The following is a 22,067-nucleotide window of genomic DNA, read 5'->3' as shown; positions in this document are numbered from 1 at the left end:
CCTATCATTTTCGGACAATATAGAGCATATCTGTTTCAGATAATCCAAATTTCCTCGCACTTTTCATTCCTTGTCTTTCAGCTATGTTATATAATTCCACCTTAAATCCTGCATTCGTTAATCGTTGAATGAATCCCGATTGATTATAAATTCTCACATGATCTTCTTGACCAAAAGCTAATTTTCTCAATTGTGGTGTTACAATTAATTTATTCTCTATAATAGAATCTACATTCATTACGATTGGTACTTGAATAATTCCCCATCCATTTGGTTTTAAAACCCTATATAACTCTCGCATTGCTTTATCATCGTCAAGAACGTGTTCTAATACATGGCTACACAAAATTACATCAAACGTATTACTATCATATGTAATACTTGTAACATCAATTTCCTTCATTAATGGATCCTTTGGTTCTATATCCCCACATACATACGTAATATTTTTATACTCGTTAAACCAATCCCTTAAATTCGCTTCAGGTGCAATATGAAGCATAGTATATTTTCTACTTAACAAGTCCGTTTCCGTTTCAATGTACGCACGATACAATCTTTCACGATCCATTGAACTACAAACTGGACATATCCCTGTATCTTTATTCCACATCTCAAATTTATATTTCGGAAAATCATAATCTGCTGGCCAAGGTAAAAATTTTTCAAATTGTTGATTGCAATATTGACAATAACAAGGTTCTTTCTCAAACATATGAGCAACTAGCTTGTTTAATCCTTTTTTAATCTTTTCATTATAAATTTGATCTAGTTCTCCATTTTTTACTGCATCCTTAACTATAAATCCCGCATTTTCTAAACAATAAGATAGGCTCTCCTTATAATCCCTCTCAGAACTTAAAAACCCACTATTATATGCATCTATAATTAATTCAATCCACTCTTCAATTGTCATTAAAATAAAATGCATTTGTTTTTGATTTTGTCCACTATGTTGTCTAAAATAACTAAGAGGCTCTTTTATATAAACTACTTTCCCTTTCCTCATCATATCTAACCAAGTTGCAATGTCATTAATAGCAGAATAAGCCTTCCCTTTAAAATACCCAAACTTCCCTTCAAACAAGTTCCGATTAAACAGAACAGTTGTCGGCTCACCCACTATATTTTTTAAATTTTTCAATATGTAATTCCCTAATTCTTTTCCTTCAAAAAGTGTAGTTTCTTTCGCAATTTTCATATTCAAAGTTGAAGGTGGTAATATCTCTCCGTTCTCATCAATCAGTTCACGATAAGACGTCACAAATGAAATATTTTCTAACGTCAAAAAGTATTTCATCATTCTCTCGATCTTTTCATGATGAAATAAGTCATCATCTAATAAAAAGTTTATATAATCCCCGTTCGCAAGTTCTATACACTTATTAAAGTTTTCAGCAACTAACGGCGTTTCATTTTTAACATATGTAATACACTCATATTCACGTAAATACGGTTGAATCATAGCATTGACTTCATTATTTGTACTGTCGTCAGAAATAATAATTTCAATATTTTCATATGTTTGATTCAGAGCGCTGTTAAGCGCCAATTCCAAGTAATACGGCCTATTGTACGCAGGAATAAGTATACTTACTTTCGGTAAAGGCGAATTATTATTTATATGTTGTTTTTTCTTTTCTATGTTTATTTTCTTTTCTTTAATTTTTTGATAATAGTCTAATGTATATAATATTGATGGTGAAACTATCCTTCTTGCATAATCTAGAAAATTAGTTATCGCTTTATCTAACTCTTTTTCGTTAGATAAGAAACCATATTTTTCTCCTACTAAAATACTATGTGAAAAATCTTCTAATCCATCCATCATTTTATTAGATTCATTTAACTGTTGATCTGGATGTAATCGAAAGTAACTCAGTGTCTCTGCTATATATACTGCTTTTCCTTTACTTAATAAAGATAACCATGAAGCTATATCTACGTTACAAAGATACCTCCTCTTATCAAAAATCCCATACGGTTCTTGTAAATCATTTTTACGAAATAAAACTGTTGTCGGTTCTCCAATATAATTTTTTTGATCGACAATTACCCTATTTGCTAATTCTGTTCCCTCTATAATCGTATCCTCTTTAAATAAACGGACAGTTGAATAAATATGTCGTAGTTCTTTCCCTTTTTCATCAATTACTTGACGATGGGATGTTACAAGCTTAATTTCATTAGCTAGATCATTGAAAAAATACTTCATCATTTTTTCAATTTTATCCACATGAAAGATATCATCGTCCATTAAAAAATTTATATACTCACCGCTCGCTTCATTAAATAACATTAGAGCATTTTCAAACTGTCCGAGAGTTGACCTGTTTTTTATATAAGTAATATTTGAATGATCACATAAGTATTTTTGTAACACCTTTTCTGTTTCGTCATTCGTGCTATCATCTCCAACTATAATCTCTATATTAGGGTACATTTGTTCTAACACACTACATAACGCCTCTTCAAAGTAGCATGGACGATTATATGTAGGAATTAATACACTTACCAACGGAAGTTGATCTACCACCTCTTCATTTCTTTCAATACGAGTTCTCATTTTACTCTCTCACCTCTTCGCATATTATTTATATACGCGACACAAAAATCACATTACTGTAACCGAATGGAGCCTATATACTTTTATGCAGACATGAAACGAAATATCATACTTTTCGTTCCTGAATAAACATATTTAATAACATGGACATTTTATTTGCACCTTTTTTATTCATATGATCACTATCATAAAAATCATCATCGCAAAATAATGGCGAATCAAATAAATCTATAATTTGAAAAGAATATTGAGATTGAAAATCTTTTATAACGTTATAAAAATCTTCTTTTAATTTCTTACTACTACAATTGAAATAATGTGAAGTAACAGGAAATACAACAATTAGTGGTTTTATATCATGTTTTAACAATAGTTCTAAATATTTTTTGAAAATCGTTTTATTTTCAACTAAAGTATGAGGATATGACAATTTAGCATGTGAAGCTGCTCTTATTTTCCCGTGTTCTTCAAAAGAAATGTGAGGAGGAGTGGTATTCCATTCAGCGTGTATCCAAGGCAGTATCAATGATTCATTTTTTAGTTCATCTAATAAAATATACTCAAAATGCATGTTAAAAATAGAAAAAAGCGGTTTCGGCGTATCTAGGTGTGAGAACCCATCAGTGGGTAGATGAGAATGAACGACAGTATGATGACCGTCCTGAAACAATGGATAATATACTTTGTGAATTCTATATGATTCAGATGATAACGACATGTCGAAATAAAACGAGAAATAAGCTATTCCTATTAAACAATATTGAAAGGAATGATTGTTTGATAGAAGTTGTGATGCTATTAAATAATCATAGTATAAATCTTGCGATGGAAGTGTTAGTTTTATTGACTTTTTTGAGAGGAGCTCCGTACTTATGCCACAATGCGGATAAGATAAGCCCGTCGCAAATAATTCATACGTCGGATCACCCTTTGCTTTTTTCATAGAAATGTATAAAGACATAAGATCCGGATTTATTTGATAGATAGAAATTAATTTATTCCTCCATTCATACATGTATTTTGTTAAATTAATAATTTTTGTACTTTGCACGCCCCTATTTATCAATTCATTTGTAATTTTTTCTGCATCCATTCTCCAAATGACTATATATTGAAAAGAATTTTCTATTTGAACAATAGCTGACACGTCTACAAGATGAACGATTGTTTTACATTTATTTTTGTCTAATGTATTTTGAATCTTCTCCTTTGATAATTCATCACTTAAAACAATAATTTTATACTGCTCCTTCACGTATATCCCCTCCATTATATGTATAATATGAAATTCATTTTTCATTCGTAACGATCATATACATTTGCCATCCATCAAAAAAAGAATAGAATATTTATTTCAAAACAAAAAATAGCTCCACCATTAGGCGTAGCTATTTTTCCATTACATACTTAATAAAATTATATTCCTTTGTCTAACTCATAAAGCATACGATACTTCTCATTTTCTTTCAGAAGTTGTTCATGACTACCTTGCATCACAATTTGACCACGATCAAGGAATATTACTTCATCAACATGCTCCATTCCTACAAGATGGTGCGTAATCCAAATTACTGTCTTTTCTTCCGTTGCAGAAAACATCGTTTCTATTAAAGATAATTCTGTCTTTGGATCTAAGCCGATTGTAGGTTCATCTAGTACAATGATTGGTGCTTCTTGCATTAGCGTTCTTGCAAAAGCAACCCGTTGTCTTTCCCCACCAGAAAATCTTTTTCCCATCTCATGCATTTTTGTTTGTAATCCATCTGGAAGAGAAACAATATGAGAAGCTAATTGTGCTTTCTCTAAAGCTTTCCATATCTCTTCATCTGTTGCCTCTTGTTTGCCGATTCGCACATTATTTCCAATTGTCGTATCGAATAAATGCGGCTTTTGATTCAATACAGAAATATATTTTGATAAAAGATTCGTGTGAGCATGTTCACTATTCAATAAAACTTCACCATGTAACGGGCTTAGCGCACCTGTTAACAATTTTAACAAAGTAGATTTTCCGGTTCCGCTTCTTCCTAAAATGGCAATTTTCTTTCCTGCTTTTATTTGTAATGATACGTCTTTCAATACAACTTCATTACTATGTGGGTAACTATACGATACATGATTTAATTCAATGTCTATATGTTTTGGTGCAACATAATCTTTATCTCTAGGTAATTCCTTTTCATCCTGTAAAACACCATTACCTTCTACTTGATTGAGACGATGAGCGGATTCTACATATGATGGAATTCGATCGATAGCATCTGACAGAGGAATTAACGCGTTTGTGACAGATAACGTCATTAAGACGAAAGCCGCAATAACGGTAGGAGCAATTTGTTCACTCGCAGCCTCATTTCCAGTCCATATAATCATTGCAATAACTACAATACCCACTACTAATTGAATAATACTGTCCCGAATATGATTCCAACGCTTCATTCTTTTTTCCGTTTTTAACAACTGAGCATTTTGCTCTACATACTTATCAATGAATTCATCTTTTCTACCACTTGCTTGCCAATCAGATAATCCAAAAACAGCATCTGTTAGTTGTTGATACAAACGGTTTCTTCCTTGTTTTAAAGTAACATGATGTCGCTTCATTAAAAGTAACGATACAAATGGAAGCAGAAAAACGATAATAGCTAGCATACACCCTGCAATAAGTGCAAACACTACGTCAAATGTACCGATAACAAGTACGAATATGCTATATACAACTAATGCTAATATGCTAGGAAATATTGTACGTAAATATAGGTTTTGTAAATGCTCTATATCTTCGGATAATACGCCTAACATATCGCCCGTTTGAAATCGTGAACGGAAAAATAACGCCTGTGGTTCTACTATCCCATATAGTTTCGTTCTCATCTTTTCTAATATGCGTAATACAACATCGTGTCCAACTAAACGCTCTACATAATGAAATACCGCTTGTCCTATACTAAACGCACGTGTTGCAACGATAGGTACATAAACTGCCATTACATTTTCTGGTCTAAGAGCAGATTTAGAGATTAAATAACCTGAAATGAAAAGTAGCATTGCACCTGAACTAACTCCAAGAAGACCAAGGAAAAGAGTTACAGTCATTCTACCTTTATTTTGCTGTATATACGGTTTAATCCAGTTACTCATCTCTATCCCCTCTCTTTCCTGTGAACATGTAATGCCTCATTCTTTACAAGTTCTTCATACGTTCCACTTTCTATCATTTTCCCTTTATTTAAAATAAGAATATGATCCATTTGTTTCATCCAGTGAAGACGATGTGTTGCAAGAAATACTAACTTACCTTCAAACAGACGTAACATCGCTTGCTTTATTTCAAATTCAGTTTCAATATCAAGATGTGCCGTAGGCTCGTCTAATAAAATAATTGGCTTTTTGCTTAAAAGGGCTCGCGCCATTGCGACACGTTGTTCTTGTCCGCCACTCAGCATACGCCCACCTTCTCCAATTCTTTCATACATTCCATTTGGAAGCGATGTAACAAGTGAACGAAGACCGACTTCATTCATAACTCTTTCCACTTCTTCATCAGTTGTATTTGTTTCATAGAAACAAATGTTATCTTTTAATGAAAGCGGGAAAATATAAGGTTGCTGCGGAATATAAGCAATATTCTTTTGCCACTCTTCACGAGTAGACCCGTCAATTTCTACACCATTTACGATCATCTTTCCACCCGAAGGAGTTAAAAATCCAGCTAATACATCGATTAACGTCGATTTCCCTGCTCCACTTTCACCAATTACACCTATAGCGCCGTTTCCATTCCAAGTAAAATCAATTCCCTCTAATATAGCTTTTTCAGATTCATCATTCTTTACTTTTACATCTTGTAATTTCAAGTTACTAGTTGAATTCCATATTAAGTCTACATTAGATTCTTTCTTCCCTATTTCTTTTTGTCGCTGTAAAATCTCTTCTATTTGCTCCATTGCAAGTTGTCCATCTAACGTAGCATGATAATTTGCTCCAACTTGTTTAATCGGCAAGAAGTATTCCGGAGCTAAAATTAAAATCGTAAGGGCTGGCAATAGTACAATTGTTCCATCTATTAAACGTATCCCTAATCCGACCGCTACAAATGCAATTGATAAACTCGTAAAGAAATCTAATGCAAATGAAGAAAGAAAAGCAACTCGCAAAGTACGCATCGTTGCTTTTCTATATCTTTTACTTACTTTCTCAATCTTTCCTTCGTGTTGTTTACTTTGACCTAAATACTTTAATGTTTCTAATCCTTTTAACGTATCTACAAAATGATTAGAAAGAACACGATATGTTTCATATTGGCTATCCGCCATTTTCTGCGCTGCTAATCCTAGTAGGATCATAAAAATAATTACGATAGGAATCGTTACAACTAAAATGATTCCAGACTCAATATCTAGTGTAAAAACATATAGTACAATTAGTCCTGGTACGATACTACTTCTAATCATTTTAGGAATTGTTAATTCAATATATGTTTTAAATTTCTCAATACCCTCTATCGATAAGGTAACCAGATGACCTGTTCCAACAGTTTGAACATACCGTGGACCTAATGTGAAATACGCCTCTATTAATTGTTTTCTCAGTAGCGATCCTGTTTTTTCAGCGAAACGTTCCACTAATATTTGTGACATTTGAACTAGCAAGTGACGTACTGCAAACGTGATTCCGAAATAAACTGTTTCATTTAACACAGATTGCACTACTTCTCCCTGAAATAAAAACGTAATAGCTCGCGCTAAAAACACTGTTTGTGCAATAATACTAAAAGCTTCTAACATGCTAATGATTGTTAACACTACATATAAAACTCGGCTACCAGGATACGACGGAAGTCCTCTTTTTCTTTTCATTAGTACTCCAAATCTTTATCTGACTTAACAGGTTGTCTAAACACATAGAAACTCCATATTTGACTTCCCAAAACAAATGGCAATATAGCAATTGAAAAATATGTCATCAGTTTTAGTGCATAATCTCCTGATGCTGCATTATAAATTGTCAAATCGTATATTGACCCTAACGAGCTAATTAAGACACGTGGGAACATGCCAGCAAACACACTCGCACTTAGTAAAATGATTGTTAAACTTGTCATAAAGAAAGCCCAACCATCTCTTCTTCTTTTATTTAATAATGTTGACGCACATAATGCTACAAAAGCTCCGATTGGAACCATAATCCACTCTGTACCATGACCAGTGAAAATATCTGTTTTCCATAACCCTACACCGGCAAAAATAAGAAGTGCTATAATTGCGAGTGGTGCAATTTTCAACGCGGCAATACGTGCACGTTCTCTTAACTTACCTGTTGTACGTATAGTAAGGAATTGCAATCCATGAACAATACATAACAGAAGGAACATGACTCCTCCAAGTAATGCAAATGGATGAAGTAATTGTAAGAATCCACCTACAGCATTTTTCGTCTCATCAATTGGAATACCTACCATAAAGTTAGCAATGGCAACTCCCCAAAGGATAGGCGGTAGTAAACTTCCTAAAAACATACCCCAATCCCAAAAGCCTTTCCATTTATGATTATCTATTTTCGCACGGAATTTAAAAGAAACACCTCTAATAATTAAAGCAAGAAGCATAAATACAAACGGAATGTAAAACCCACTAAATAAAGTTGCATACCAATGCGGGAATGCCGCAAACATAGCGCCACCTGCACAAACAAGCCATACTTCATTCGCGTGCCAAAATGGACCAATTGTATTTAAATATATTCTTTTCTCTAAATCGTTTTCTCCTAAAAACCTTGAAACTATACCTACACCGAAATCGAAACCTTCAAGTACAAAGAAGCCAACGAATAAAACTGCAATAATAATAAACCACAACTCATTAAGAGATAACATACTCATCCTCCTTATCAAATGGATCATGGCTTTGAGAATCCTGTTTCGCTTTCTTATTCTCATGTCCTTTAATAATACGAACGAATAAGTAAACTGTAATTCCACCTATAATTAAATATAATGATGTGAACGAAACTAAAGAGAATAGCACTTCTCCGAACGTAACATTTGGAGATACAGCATCTTCCGTTTTCATAACACCGAAAACTACCCAAGGTTGACGTCCCATTTCAGTCATAATCCATCCTACTGTATTACCGATAAACGGTAGTGAAATTGCATACACCATTAATTTTAAATACCAAGTTTTTTCAGCTAAACGATCTTTTCTTGATAAGAACCAACCGTACGCTCCTAGAAGAAGCATAAATGTTCCACTCATTACCATCGCTCTAAAACTCCAGAACATCGTGTGTACTGGTGGAATATAATCTCCAGGCCCATATTTTTCTTCATATTGCTTTTGAATTTGATTCATCCCTTCTACTTGGCCGCTAAATTTATCATATGATAATAGACTTAGCATATACGGGATTTGAATTTCAAACGAATTTTCTTTCTTCTCCGCATCAATTTTCGCAAATACTGTAAATGGCGCTGGATCTTCACTCGTATTCCATAACGCTTCAGCTGCTGCCATTTTCATTGGGTGTGTCTTAATTAATTGTTGTGCTTGCGCATGACCGAAGAATAATACTAGCGCCGTTGTAAGTGTTCCAACAATGATAGAAATGCGGAATGATTTTTTAAACACTTCAGTTTCTTGCGCTTTCGTTATTTTCCATGCACTCACACCGGCAATAAAGAATGCACCAGTTGCAATTGCCGCTGTAATGGTATGCGGGAATTGTACCCATAATTGTGGATTTTGAATAATTGCTAAGAAATCATTCATTTGTGCACGTCCATCTGCTGCCATTTCATATCCTACTGGCGATTGCATAAATGCACTTGCAGTTAAAATCCAAAATGCTGATAACATTGTTCCAATTGAAAGGAGCCAAATACATAAAAGATGAATGCGCTTCGGTAATTTATCCTCACCGAATACCCATAAACCTAAAAATGTAGACTCAATGAAAAATGCTAATAAACCTTCAATCGCAAGTGATGGACCAAACACATCGCCTACGAAACGTGAATAGGTTGACCAGTTCATGCCAAACTGGAATTCTTGTAGAATACCAGTTACTACACCTACTGCAAAGTTAACAAGGAATATTTGCGTCCAAAACTTTGTCATCTTCTTATAAATTTCTTGTCCCTTTACCACATATAACGTTTGCATTAACGCAATGATAAAAGCTAAACCAATAGACAGCGGAACAAAAAAGTAATGGAAAATCGTTGTTGATGCGAATTGTATTCGTGCCAATTCGAGCGTTTCCATACTACAATCACTTCCTTCATAGTTTTTATAATAAAAGTTAATTGAGCAATCTTATCAAACTCAATTATTAAGAAATACGAAAAGACAAAAACATTTTGTATGTATTGTCGAAAAATATGAAGTTTCAGTTTTTCAAACTATTGTAATGCTATTTTTTACCTTTTCACTATTTCTGTAGTGTTTTATTCGTTAATCGAATTGTATAATATACCTGCATAGTAAATTCAGCTGATTTTTGACGTATTATTGACATCATTTTGTCTGAAATATGTCTTTTGGTATTTTTTTGAATTATATTTTTCTCATCGATAAAATGTGTTTTTTTAATATGAGACTTATCTTTGCATCAATAAAATAATCGTTTCTCTCTTTATACACTTGACTTTTCTACGAAAAAATGTCCTATTAATCAATGGATAAATTCGTTATTTTTTTGTCAAGAGAAAAATGTATTTCTAAAATTCAAACACGAAATAATGTTATTCAAAAATAGAAAATATACTCCCTCTTTCTAGACTAAAAATTCATTTTATTGTCATTTTTTCAAACTAAATTCATACATAAAAAAATACCGAGAATCGATTAGACTCTCGGTATTTTTCAAATTACTTTGCTGTATGTTTTCTAATAGCCGGTAAAATTTCAGTAGCAATTAATTCGATGTTTTTCTCAATTTTATCAAATGGTACACCACCAAAATCAATTTCTGCCATAAAACGTTGTTGCCCAAACAATTCATATTGGTAAAGCATTTTTTCGATAATTTGTTGTGGGCTACCAACCATTAACGCGTCACGGTAATCTATTGCATTTGTAAATTGTTGTTTCGGATACCCACCACCGCGTAGCGTAAGCATACCAGCATTAATGTGAGGATAGTATTCACTAAGTGCGTCTTGTGAATTTTTTGCTGTGTAAAATAAACTCGTTGTTGCAACTGGCAAACTCGCTGGATTAAATCCACTTTGCGCAGCCGCCTCACGGTAAGCATCTACTGATCCTTTAAAGTTAATAGCTGGGCCACCTAGTGTTGTTATCATCATTGGTACACCTGCACGTCCTGCTTTAATCGCACTAGCTGGTGGGCCACCAACTGCACGCCAAATTGGTAAGTTATTATTTTTAGCTCTTGGAATAACCGATGCATGCGCAAGCGGTGCTCTGAACTGTCCATTCCATGTTACATGTTCCTCTTTATTAATTTTTAATAAAAGATCCATCTTCTCTTCAAATAACTCTTCATAATCATTCACATCATAACCAAGTAAACTATATCCCCCAATACGAGATCCACGACCAGCCACAATTTCTGCACGTCCATTAGAAATCAAATCAAGTGTAGCAAAGTCCTCGTATACTCGTACCGGATCAGATGTACTTATTATCGTTGCTGAACTTGCAATTTTTATATTTTTCGTAGCTTGCGCAATCGCTCCTAAAATAACTGTATGAGCTTGCGTTGTAAAGTGCGTTTGATGACTTTCACCGACAGCAAATACATCAAGTCCAGCTTCATCCGCTAACTTTGCTGTTTTAATTAATTCATGAATTCTTTGTTCAGCACTAATTTTCTCTCCGTTATGTGGATTTAAAACATGATCCCCAATTGAATATAATCCAAACTCCATTCCTTTACTTGTATTCATACGGTATTTTTCCATCATTGCTCTCTCCTTTGATGAGGTGTTATTATTTTCTCTTTTAAAAACATTTGTAAGTCAAATGTTTTTCCCTATTGCTTACAACATCACTTGATTAGTCAATTGATAGTGTAAAAAAAAATTACTCTTGCGGTAATTCTTTTTTTTTACTATGCTTATGAACTTTCGTCATTAGCTCGTATAACATTTTCTGCTCTTCTTCATTTAATACATCATCAAAAAACGATGATTGAAATGCAAGCTGCTCTGGCAGTGCTCTCTCTAAGGCCGCTTCCCCTTGCTCTGTCAGACTAATTGTTTTCGTTTTCCAATCTTGTTTTCGTACAATATATCCTTCTTTTTCAAGACGTGTTAACATTCGAGAAATACCGCCTTGTGTAACAGTTACCTTTTCAGCTAACTCCATTTGTGTTAGTGGTTGATACGTACGTATTTGCAAAAGCACATCAAATTGAGCAGTCGTTAAATCAAAGCGTTTTAAAAACTCATTTGACATCTGATTACTTTGGTTCGTAAATCGTATTAAACGTAACCATATTAATGATCCTATCGTATTATCACGCATGTTTGATCACTTCCTATCGTGAATCTTACTATCACTTTACTACGCAAGTGATAAAAAAGCAAGAGAAACCGTGAAAAATATCTCATTAAAGTATTGCATACATAACGATAAGAAAGAATTCATGTTTAAACGAATTCTTTCTTATCGTTATTCTTAACTTTCCATTTCATTCATTACTATATGTAAAGTTCCCGCTGCTTTGGGCCAACCAACATAAAAAGCCATATGTGTTATTAATGCAACCAACTCATTCTCCATAATCCCATTTTGTTTAGCTAGCTTCAGATGAAATGGTAATTGTTCTGTATTACCAAGACTGATTAGTGCTGACACAGTACATAAACTTCTTTCTCGTAATGTTAAAGTGTCATCTCGCCACACTTCCCCGAACAGTATCTCTTCACTATAATGTGCAAATACAGGTGCCATTTCTCTCATTTTCTCTTGAATACAATATTCAATGGATTCATTCATCATTTCACTCCCCCTTCACTTTTACCAATTGTGCCATTCCTTGACCAAATGACCAATTTTCTGCAGATGTCTCATTTACCGTAATAAAAATATTTGCACTTTTTATACTAGAACATTCAGAAACCTTCGAGGATATCGACTGATATAGATCACTTTTCTGTTTTATCGTTCTTCCCGGTCCACATGTGATAGAAACATACATCATATTCTCTGTTCTCTTTTCTCCTCTTTCTAATAAATAATATGGATTATATAAAAAGTGATTTTGTTGATAGGGTAAAAACATTTGAAAGAAATCATTTTCAGGGATGTTAAAATGTTCAATTAATGAAAGATGAATACATTCACCTATCTTTTTAATTTCTTCTTTATTTAATTTATTTTCATGATAATAAACGTTCACAAAGGGCATACATTGTCATTCCTTTTTCTTAATTTAACTTCAACAAGTTTTCATCGTGAAATGTGCAAAATCTCATATACTGTAACACCTTTATTCGCTGTAATATCAGGCTTCTCTTCATAAAAATTAAACTGGCTATATCCCCATTTATCTGGATTATATACTATTACATTTCCTAAACAATTTTCTACCTTTTGATCCACAATGATAGATTGAATCCCACTCAATGATTCACTTGTAGAAATACTTCCTTCATATTCCACAACATATCTACATTTCTTAAAATCACCCTTTACATTAACAACTAATGGAACACTTATATTTATTTGTTGCCATCCAAAAGATTGTAAAATATTATCGTAATACCCTTCAAAGATAAATTTGTTCATTCCTTCATGACCATTCCAAATATATAAAGGTGCATAACAGTTATAGAAATTTCCGTCCTTATCTGCCTCAGTAATTAAATAAGCTTTAAAATTCAGGTCTTGAAAACCATCCGTTTTATACCCATTATCCTTTACCCTTTTCTTAATAATCTCCATATCATAATCTTTCGGCAAAATGACCTTATATTGCATTCCAATCATGTTTATCACTCACTTTCCATCTTATATACACAATGATAAACCGATGATTGACTAACGTAAAATAGGTATAAATTATGTTTGGTATCATTTATAATGATATCGTATAAGGGGCTGTGATAAATGGAAATAAATGATCTTATTATATTCAAAACTGTGGCTAGCGAAGGCTCTATTAGTAAAGCTGCGAAAGAGTTAGGGTATGTTCAACCGAACGTAACTGAGCGAATTAAAAAATTAGAACAAGAGTTAGAAACACCTTTACTACATAGAGATAACAAAGGCGTTTCTTTATTACCTTCTGGTGACATTTTATTAGACTACACAAATCAAATATTAACGCTAGTAGAAGAAGCAAAAGATAAAATTAAAACGAGTGGGTCTTCTTATATAATCGCAACGTCACAATCTATTTTGACTAATTATGTAAGCAAGCGCATTAAAGAAAATTTTAGGAGTTATCAAATATATGTAGAAAATAGTAGTCATTTGCAAAAATTACTGCAGCAACAAAAAGTTGATATGGTCATTACTTATGAGGATTACCCAGACATATCGTTTAAAAAAGTATTTTCCACTTCAATTTCTATCGGCTTATTAAAACCGAAAGAAAAGTGTACCATTGAATTTTCAAAGGAACTCTTCTTCGTTAGTAATGACAAAAAGTGCCCTTTTAGGAATAAGACGATACAATTTCTAAAAGAAAATAATTTATCTCAGCGCCAACTTCAACAATTAGATTCTTATTCGCTTATAGAAGAGTTTATTCAGGACGGAAAAGGAATAGCCTTTTTACCAATTAAAAATGATAAATTAGTACCAATTGAAGATGTTCCAATTGAGAAATTAGCTGTTCATTTCTTTACGAATCAAAATTCTTTCAAACAAATCCCTGATGAACTATTTGATTAATATAATAGCTATAAACGAACTAAATTTACATACAGCAATAAAAATCCCTCCTTTCCGAATCTAAAAGAGGGATTTTCATATTCTATACAATTGATTTTTCACACATTTTGCTCCACTTCTGCACTTTTCTCCTTCTTATTCCGTTTCATATTCTTCAGTCTCTTAACCGTGCCAACTAATCCTTTCGGGAAAACTAGCAATACGATAATGTACAATACACCAAGAATAATCGTCCATCGTTCAAAGATCGGATACTCTGTAGCTAGTTCTGATAAATAATATTTTAGGGATTCAATAATTCCAGCTCCTGCAATGGCTCCTATTAACGTTCCAACGCCTCCAATCATAGTCATCAATAATGCATTTAATGTCATTTCAATTGAAAATACAGTTGTATTAACAAAGCGTAAAGTGATAACAAATAAACCACCGCTAATTGCAGCTACTACTCCTGCAACAATGCTAGCAATAATTTTATAATGAAGAACTTTATATCCTAGTGCTTCAACACGTTGCTCATTTTGTGAAATTGCCTTTAATACTTTTCCAATAGAAGATTTGGTGAAAAGACGTAACAGAACAAAAATGATAAGTAAACATATAAGTGTTACATAATAAAACGTAAAACGATCACGGAATACTTCTGGTACACCAAATGTAAAACCATCTCCTCCGTGAGTGAGCCCACGCCATTTTTCAGCAAGTACGAAAAACAACTGTGAAATAGCAAGTGTTAACATTGCATAAAAATGACTTTTCAGCCGTAAAGAAAGCAAACCGATTATATAACTAACGATTGCTGAAATGATAATTGCAGCTACTATTCCTATTAAAAAGTTCGTTATGGATACTCCTTGTCGATCAAATAAAAGTGCTACGCCATATGCTCCGATTCCAAAGAACATACAATGGCCGAACGATACAATTCCGGTATATCCAAGCAATACATCAAAACTCATTGCAAAAATAGCAAAGATGAAGATTTGAGTGAACAAAATTAACAAGCTCCGTGAATCATTTACGAATGGAAATACACTTAAACAAATGAGCATACATACTCCGAAGTATACTTTAATTCGATTTGATGTGCTGTTCACCATTTCACCCCTTTTCACCAACAAGTCCATTTGGCTTCACGATTAAGAAAAATAGTAACATTAACATATTGATTGCAAGTGATAAATCCGGTATAAAATACGCTGTAAAAGCACCAGCTAATCCGACAATTAAAGAAGCGATGGCTGAACCTTGTACGCTTCCTAGCCCTCCAATGATTACTACTATGAAAGCTAAAATCGCATACTGCATACCCATCTCAGCGAAAATAACGCCTGAGTATGGTGCTAATAAGAAGCCACCTAAGGCAGCCATCCCTGCTCCTAATAAAAAGACGAAAGAAAATATCGCTTTTACGTTAATACCGAGCGCTTGAACCATCTCTTTATCCATTACACCTGCGCGTATCATAAGACCTATCTTTGTTTTTTTGAGCAATAATAATAAGGCAATGTATATGATAACCCCAATTATGATAACGAATAGACGATATTTAATTAATATAACGCCTCCGAACGTAAAACTTCCTTGTAGCCATAACGGTAACTTTGCCCCAATTGGATTTGGTCCCCAAAATACTTTAATACATTCACTAAGTACAAGCATTCCTCCAAGTGTAACAAGAAGCTGTCGAACATGATTTCCGTATACCGGTCTAATAAGGAATCTTTCTAAAATAAATCCAAGGAACATTCCCATAGCTATTGCTCCAATTAAAGCTAACACATAACTCCCTGTCATATTAAATAGCCAAACACCTGTAAATGCTCCCCATGCAAATAAACCACCATGTGCGAAGTTTAGAACACTCATTAAACCGAAAATAAGTGAAAGACCTGATGCTAATAAAAAAATGAGCATCCCTGTTGAAATCCCATTTACAAATAAATTGATTAACACATCCATCCTTCTCACCCCGGATTCATGTTAAGAGATTCCTAAATATTTGTGACACATTTCCTTATCCTCTTTTAATTCATGCATAAAACCGTTATGAACAATTTTTCCGTTATCCATAATATAAAAATAATCACCAATTTGACTAGCCATCATAAAATTTTGTTCAACGAGTAAAACTGTTGTTCTCTCCTTCATTTTCAAAATAGCTATCATTAATTTTTCTATCATAATAGGAGACAAGCCTTTACTCGGCTCATCAATAAGTAGTAAACCATCACTATTAATAAATGCTCTTGAAATTGCTAACATTTGCTTTTGTCCCCCGCTTAAGAGTCCACTTTTTTTGTGCCAAAATTGCTTTAAATCTGGAAATAGTTCAAGCATCCATTCTATCTTTTCTTCCGCTTCTTCGCCCTTACCTCTAGCAAGAGCGAATGTTTCTTCTACTGTCAGATCGTGAAAAATACCTTGATTTTCTGGTACATACCCTATCCCTTTCCTTGAAATTAAATGTGTAGATAATCCATTTACTTGTGTACGATCATAATAAATTTCACCATGTGCGATATGGTGAAACCCCATAACCGAACGTATCGTCGTAGTCTTCCCTGCCCCATTTCTTCCAAACAGTACAGTAATCGTTCCTTTCTCAACAGTAAGAGATACCCCTTGTAAAATATGAAACTGATCTAAATACGTCTCTATATTATTCACTTGTAATAGTGCCACTATATAATCCCCCTAAATAAGCACTTTGTACACGCTCATCTTTCATAATTTCTTCGGGTAAACCTTCAGCCAATAACTCTCCATGAAATAAAACGATTAGATGGTCTGACAAATCTAGTACCATATCCATTTTGTGTTCAATCAGTACAATTGTACTCTCTGGATGTTTCTTAATATTTTCAATCACTTGTAATATAGCCGGGACTTCCTCAACCGAAATACCTGCCGTCGGCTCATCAAGTAATAACACATCCGTTTTTAAAGCTAATAACATCGCAAGTTCTAGCTTTCTTTTCTCTCCATGTGCCAAATCTTTTGCTAATACATTCTCTTTCTCCTGAAGTAATACTGTTTTTAAGAAACGTCTCGCCTCTCCAACTTGTTGCTTTAATTTTGCTGGACTCGGGAAAAAACTATAGTAATCTTGTACGAATGATTGAACACTTAAACGGACATTTTCAAGTACCGTTAATTCTGGGAATATGTTTGTAAGCTGAAAAGAGCGACCGATTCCTAAGCGTGTTCGATCTGAAATCGATAGTTTTGTAATATCTTGCCCTTTAAAATACACTTCACCTGTTGTGGGTGAAATCTGTCCACTTAGTAAATTAAATAATGTTGTCTTACCCGCACCATTTGGCCCGATAATAGAAATGAGTTTTCCTTTTTGTACAGTTAAATTTACATCTTTAATAACATGATGCTCGCCAAAAGATACACTAAGATTTTTCGTTTCTAGCAAATGTGTCATGAAATCCCCCCTTTAAAGCTTTAAGTATGAAAAAAATACGTACAAAGAGGGGATCCCCTCTTTATACAAAAACAACAGAAAATTCAGTCTATTTATTTTGAACTGGTGGCTCTGTCTCTTTCATCGTTAATTCTCGCTCTAATACTGGCACTGGATAGTCAACACCATCTTGCTTTTTCAACGTGATAGAATAAAGCGTCTGCATCGCTTGGTGATCCTTTTCTCTAAACTTCATCTTTCCTTTCGTTGTATCAAATTCCATTCCTTCCATTTTCTTAATTAATGTATCTACATCTGTATCACCTTTTGTTTTCTTTAACGCTTCTACAATAGAAATTGCCGCTGACATTCCCCCTGCTGTAAATAAATCTGGCACCGCACCATTAAATCGTTTTTTATGTTCTTCTACTAACCAATCATTCACCTTATTTTTCGGGAGTGTATGATAATATACCGAAAACCCTTGCATTCCTACTAACGCATCCATCGTTTTTAATGCCGGAATATCTGGTGCACCAGTAGAAATTTTAATACCTTGCGCTTCCACATTCATATCTTTCAACTGTTTCCAAGGTGAATTTGCCCCTGCCCAAACAATAAATAAATAATCTGGTTTTGAGCTAATGATATTTTGAATATTTGCAGTGAAGTCAGTCGAATTTGTATCAGCATATTGCTCGTTCACAATATTTGCACCTAATTTCTTCGCTCCAGCTTTAAATGCAGCAATCCCTTCACGGCCAAATGCATTATCCGGGGCAAATGTCGCAATCTTTACATCTTTTTTTGCAATTGCAGCTGCTCCTGCAATTGCATCTTGCGAAGAGCTTCTTCCTGTTCTAAAAACATACTTATTCCAATTCTTTCCGGTAATACTATCAGCAACTGCCGGTTCTACGACCATTATTTTTTCATATTCTTCAGCTAATGGTAAAACTGCTAATGTATCACTTGAGCTAGACGATCCGACTAAAAAATCGACTTTCTCTTCTTCTAATAACTTCGTAGCTTTTTTAACGGCTACCTCTGCTTTTGTTTCCGTATCTTCTACAACAAACTTAATCTTCTTCCCTTCCACTTTCCCAGTTCCACCGGTTGCATAGTCTAATCCTAATTCAAATCCGTTCACTGTTTGTTTTCCATATGATTCTAATGGACCTGTTAATGAAGCAAGAACCCCTACTTTAATCGTCTTTTCATCTTCTGTACTTGCCTTCTTTCCTGAACAAGCTGCCGTTATGAATAACGATCCTAAAACACAACCAGTAGCCATCATTCTTAGCCATTTACGTTTTTTCATCGACATTGTGATCCTCCCCATATTTTACTTTCTGATAGAATCAAATACGCCAAAGTCCCCTGTCCGTAATCATGACTAACTATAAGATAGGTAATGGAAAACTCTTGTAGTATCCTCTACATTCGGCACAAATCTATAATCACCTTCCTATTTAATGGAAACGGACATACAATCAATATATATTCTACTTTCCAATTGAAAATACTGTTTCGTTGCAGTATTAATCATGAAAAAAGCTACAATAATTAACTTAAGTTCTTAAGTCAATTATTGCAGCCTATGTAAAAAACACTTAATTATTTTCCACTTCCTCTAACCCTTCAGCCAATTGCTTCTTATCTAGCCCTTCCCCTATTACTACTAAGTTCGTTGGGAAACCGAAGTCTTGTTCCAGTAAAGTCGGTACTCCGAACGAGTATTGGAATAAGTGAGGATATTTGTCCCCATGAAATTTCACAAAACCTTTTACGCGATAAATACTATCTGGTAAATTTGAAAGCCATTCGTATAATTTATCTTGATCAATCGATTTCGTAAATTGATACGTCATCGTTTGTATATGTAAATGCTGTTTTACATGTAGTGTCTCATGTTCCGCGTCATTCGTAAATTCAGCTTCTTCTATGTCTTCTAAAGATATATTACAATATTTTGTTTCAAACAATTTCGCATGATTATTTATCACTTTCACTTCTTCTATTACTTTGTTCTTATCCGCACCTGTTAGTAAATCTGATTTATTAATTAAAATGTGACTACCAAACTTCAGTTGCTCATGCAATAATTGCTGAACGTTTGCACTTAATACACTTCGATTTAACCATCTTACTGCATCTAAAACGACTACAATGGATTTCACTTCTAAGAAAGGTGCTAAAATTGGTGATACACATGCATCTAACACTTCAATTGGATGCGCAACACCTGTCGTTTCTATATAAATGACATCTGGTCTTTCTTGCTGATATAACGAATGCAACTGTATTTCAAGCTCTTCTTTTAACGTACAACAAATACATCCTTTCAGAAGTTCCCTTAAAACATTCTCTTTTCCAATAATATCGGTATCTACCGAGTATTCACCAATTTCATTCATCAATACTGCAACTTTTCTATTCTTCTTTTTCTCCGCTAACAATAAATTTTGTAATAGCGTTGATTTTCCACTACCTAAAAAGCCACCTAATATATGAATTTCTACTTTATTCATTTGATCGACCATCCATTTCTTTATTTCAAACGTATTCAAAGCGTAATAATTACGATTTATATTTATTATTTTATTAAAAGAGTCGTGATTTGTAAATATATCTTCACTGTTCGTTTACTTCATACGCAACTTTAATCCCAGACTCTATTGCTCCTTGCATCCATCCATGTGTTAATGTCGTATGCTCTCCTGCAAAATGTACTTTCCCAGATGGTGGTGTAATATACGGAAATAACTCGAGCTCTTGGCCCGGTTCGAACGCTGTAAATGCGCCGCAAGAATACGGATTTTGACTCCAGCTAAAAGAGGTTCCAGTGACAAACTCACTATAGACGATGTCACCGTATATTTCCGCTAAATTTTTTAATGCGTAACGAATACGATCTCTTTGCGAGAGACTATCCCATGTTAATGCCTCATCTGCCCACGTATAACTTGCTATAACGATAGCTGGTCCTGGAGTATGAATGCCATAGCTCGGATAGTATGTAAAACGTATAGGTAAATCTGTAATAGATTTACCACCACACTGTCCCGCTTTCTCCCAAAATCTACTTTTAAACTCTATCGCAATTTTCGTTGCAGCAATATAATTTAATTCACGAATTGCTCGTCTTTTAAAATAAGAGAATAAATGGTATGGTTGAACTTCTACAAATCGTAACGCTGAAAATGGAATTGTGACAATAGCAATGTCGCCTGTTACCATAAACGAATGTAACGTTCGTTCATTTGTTACTTGCATCATTACCTTATTATCTTCCTGTATAATTTTTTCTACTTTATACGGCATAAAAATATTATCTTTTAAATCTGGTAAAAATGAATTTGGTAATGCATCCATGCCACCTGTTATCTCATAATATTTCGTCGTTGAAGTAAAGAAAATCATTTCACGTAATACTTCAATTAAAGACATTCCCATATAAGCTTCCATATCAAGAAGTACCCCGATCATGTCTATTGCACCGTCTGAATAATATTCAGTTAAAAATGTGCCGAGCGAATACGTTTTATACTTTTTTTCAACGATAAGCCAGTTTTTATTAGGATCCTTCTTTATAAAATTTAGTATGGGTTCTAATACTGCCAACATTAATTCTTCTGCTGTTTTACCTTTTTCGCTCTCCAAAATTGGATATCCAAGTATACTTGGATTTTTTTCGAAGATGCTCAATCTCGTTTTAATATTATTCGTATAAATAATATCTGAAGCGGTTTTATTTATAAAAAGATTTAACGGTAATTTAAATTTACGAATGTATGCTAAAGTTAACTCGTGTGTTTCAGGAATTCGCATCGGCCCTGTATTAAAATATAAACCTCTGCTAAACGGTTCACGCATCGTATATATTCTTCCGCCTATTCGGTTATTCGCTTCTAAAATGGTTATGTTATGACCTGCTTCTTTCAATAATGATGCTGCAACTAAACCTGAAATCCCTGCACCAGCAATAATAATATGCTTTGGATTCTTTGTTTTAACGAGCCCCACATTAATAATATGAAGCATTCTTTCCATCGTTAATGGCTGCATCATGCCCTTTTCCCCTTCAATAAAGGATTTTATTGCATTATATTCGATTAACTTACTTCCTATGTTTCATGCAAAGAATTGCACGGATACATTTTCAATTACTTGAATATCTTTTATAAAATGTAATAAACTAGATATGACTCTATAGAAG

The 22,067-nt window shown here is 33.9% G+C and carries 19 protein-coding genes; 1 reads left to right on the top strand and 18 read right to left on the bottom strand.

The features are described 5' to 3' along the window. Positions 1-4 precede the first annotated feature (4 nt). The 11 genes from MR083_RS00440 to MR083_RS00390 all read right to left on the bottom strand — a co-directional run bounded on the left by MR083_RS00440 (position 5) and on the right by MR083_RS00390 (position 13,524). Positions 5-2,566 carry a glycosyltransferase gene (locus MR083_RS00440; RefSeq protein ID WP_242268236.1) on the bottom strand — a complete coding sequence of 854 codons (2,562 nt, stop codon included), beginning with the start codon at positions 2,564-2,566 and terminating at the stop codon, positions 5-7. A gap of 106 nt (positions 2,567-2,672) precedes the next feature. Continuing rightward, the gene (locus MR083_RS00435) at positions 2,673-3,821 is read right to left on the bottom strand and encodes a hypothetical protein (RefSeq protein ID WP_242268234.1); all 1,149 of its coding nucleotides are present in this window, start codon (positions 3,819-3,821) and stop codon (positions 2,673-2,675) included. Positions 3,822-3,982: 161 nt separating this feature from the next. Further along, a complete protein-coding gene (cydC, locus tag MR083_RS00430) occupies positions 3,983-5,707 on the bottom strand; it encodes a thiol reductant ABC exporter subunit CydC (protein ID WP_242268232.1) in 1,725 nt (574 codons plus the stop codon). A gap of 2 nt (positions 5,708-5,709) precedes the next feature. Next, a complete protein-coding gene (cydD, locus tag MR083_RS00425) occupies positions 5,710-7,425 on the bottom strand; it encodes a thiol reductant ABC exporter subunit CydD (protein WP_000824088.1) in 1,716 nt (571 codons plus the stop codon). Then, entirely contained in the window at positions 7,425-8,441 is a 1,017-nt protein-coding gene (gene cydB / locus MR083_RS00420) for a cytochrome d ubiquinol oxidase subunit II (protein WP_000950072.1), read from the bottom strand. Before cydB ends, cydD begins: the two co-directional genes overlap by 1 nt. After that, complete coding sequence (gene cydA, locus MR083_RS00415; RefSeq protein WP_000448882.1) at positions 8,428-9,831, bottom strand: cytochrome ubiquinol oxidase subunit I; 1,404 nt, start codon at positions 9,829-9,831, stop codon at positions 8,428-8,430. Before cydA ends, cydB begins: the two co-directional genes overlap by 14 nt. A gap of 605 nt (positions 9,832-10,436) precedes the next feature. Next, positions 10,437-11,492, bottom strand: a complete 1,056-nt coding sequence (locus tag MR083_RS00410) for an LLM class flavin-dependent oxidoreductase (protein WP_000417590.1) — start codon at positions 11,490-11,492, stop codon at positions 10,437-10,439. A 121-nt stretch (positions 11,493-11,613) separates the two neighbouring features. After that, entirely contained in the window at positions 11,614-12,057 is a 444-nt protein-coding gene (locus tag MR083_RS00405) for a MarR family winged helix-turn-helix transcriptional regulator (protein ID WP_242268230.1), read from the bottom strand. Between the two features lie 153 nt (positions 12,058-12,210). Continuing rightward, entirely contained in the window at positions 12,211-12,534 is a 324-nt protein-coding gene (locus MR083_RS00400) for a carboxymuconolactone decarboxylase family protein (RefSeq protein WP_000980850.1), read from the bottom strand. 1 nt (position 12,535) lies between these two features. Continuing rightward, positions 12,536-12,943, bottom strand: coding sequence for a tautomerase family protein (locus MR083_RS00395; RefSeq protein ID WP_014893828.1), 408 nt, complete (start codon positions 12,941-12,943; stop codon positions 12,536-12,538). A 41-nt stretch (positions 12,944-12,984) separates the two neighbouring features. Then, positions 12,985-13,524: a DUF4865 family protein gene (locus tag MR083_RS00390; protein WP_242268228.1), complete on the bottom strand. Its 540-nt coding sequence runs from the start codon at positions 13,522-13,524 to the stop codon at positions 12,985-12,987. A gap of 120 nt (positions 13,525-13,644) precedes the next feature. Here MR083_RS00390 and MR083_RS00385 point away from each other — a divergent pair, with 120 nt between their 5' ends. Continuing rightward, complete coding sequence (locus MR083_RS00385; protein ID WP_061182822.1) at positions 13,645-14,433, top strand: LysR family transcriptional regulator; 789 nt, start codon at positions 13,645-13,647, stop codon at positions 14,431-14,433. A gap of 98 nt (positions 14,434-14,531) precedes the next feature. On the opposite strand, the gene MR083_RS00380 is transcribed toward MR083_RS00385, so the two are convergent. The 7 genes from MR083_RS00380 to MR083_RS00350 form a co-directional block, all read right to left on the bottom strand. Next, a complete protein-coding gene (locus MR083_RS00380) occupies positions 14,532-15,485 on the bottom strand; it encodes a branched-chain amino acid ABC transporter permease (RefSeq protein ID WP_029141105.1) in 954 nt (317 codons plus the stop codon). Between the two features lie 49 nt (positions 15,486-15,534). Beyond that, the gene (locus MR083_RS00375; protein WP_000382789.1) at positions 15,535-16,395 is read right to left on the bottom strand and encodes a branched-chain amino acid ABC transporter permease; all 861 of its coding nucleotides are present in this window, start codon (positions 16,393-16,395) and stop codon (positions 15,535-15,537) included. Positions 16,396-16,416: 21 nt separating this feature from the next. After that, positions 16,417-17,118: a branched-chain amino acid ABC transporter ATP-binding protein gene (locus tag MR083_RS00370; protein WP_001196702.1), complete on the bottom strand. Its 702-nt coding sequence runs from the start codon at positions 17,116-17,118 to the stop codon at positions 16,417-16,419. Next, positions 17,096-17,869, bottom strand: a complete 774-nt coding sequence (locus MR083_RS00365; RefSeq protein WP_000149326.1) for an ABC transporter ATP-binding protein — start codon at positions 17,867-17,869, stop codon at positions 17,096-17,098. Before MR083_RS00365 ends, MR083_RS00370 begins: the two co-directional genes overlap by 23 nt. Positions 17,870-17,957: 88 nt before the next feature. Then, positions 17,958-19,175 (bottom strand): substrate-binding domain-containing protein, encoded by a 1,218-nt coding sequence (locus MR083_RS00360; protein ID WP_242268226.1) that lies wholly within the window; start codon positions 19,173-19,175, stop codon positions 17,958-17,960. Between the two features lie 286 nt (positions 19,176-19,461). After that, entirely contained in the window at positions 19,462-20,379 is a 918-nt protein-coding gene (locus tag MR083_RS00355; protein ID WP_001044953.1) for a CobW family GTP-binding protein, read from the bottom strand. Between the two features lie 103 nt (positions 20,380-20,482). Then, entirely contained in the window at positions 20,483-21,919 is a 1,437-nt protein-coding gene (locus tag MR083_RS00350; protein WP_242268225.1) for a flavin monoamine oxidase family protein, read from the bottom strand. Between the last annotated feature and the right edge of the window lie 148 nt (positions 21,920-22,067).

Source organism: Bacillus cereus group sp. BfR-BA-01408 (assembly GCF_022663305.1).
Taxonomy (GTDB): domain Bacteria; phylum Bacillota; class Bacilli; order Bacillales; family Bacillaceae_G; genus Bacillus_A; species Bacillus_A pacificus.
This window is presented reverse-complemented; position numbering and strand designations above follow the sequence as displayed.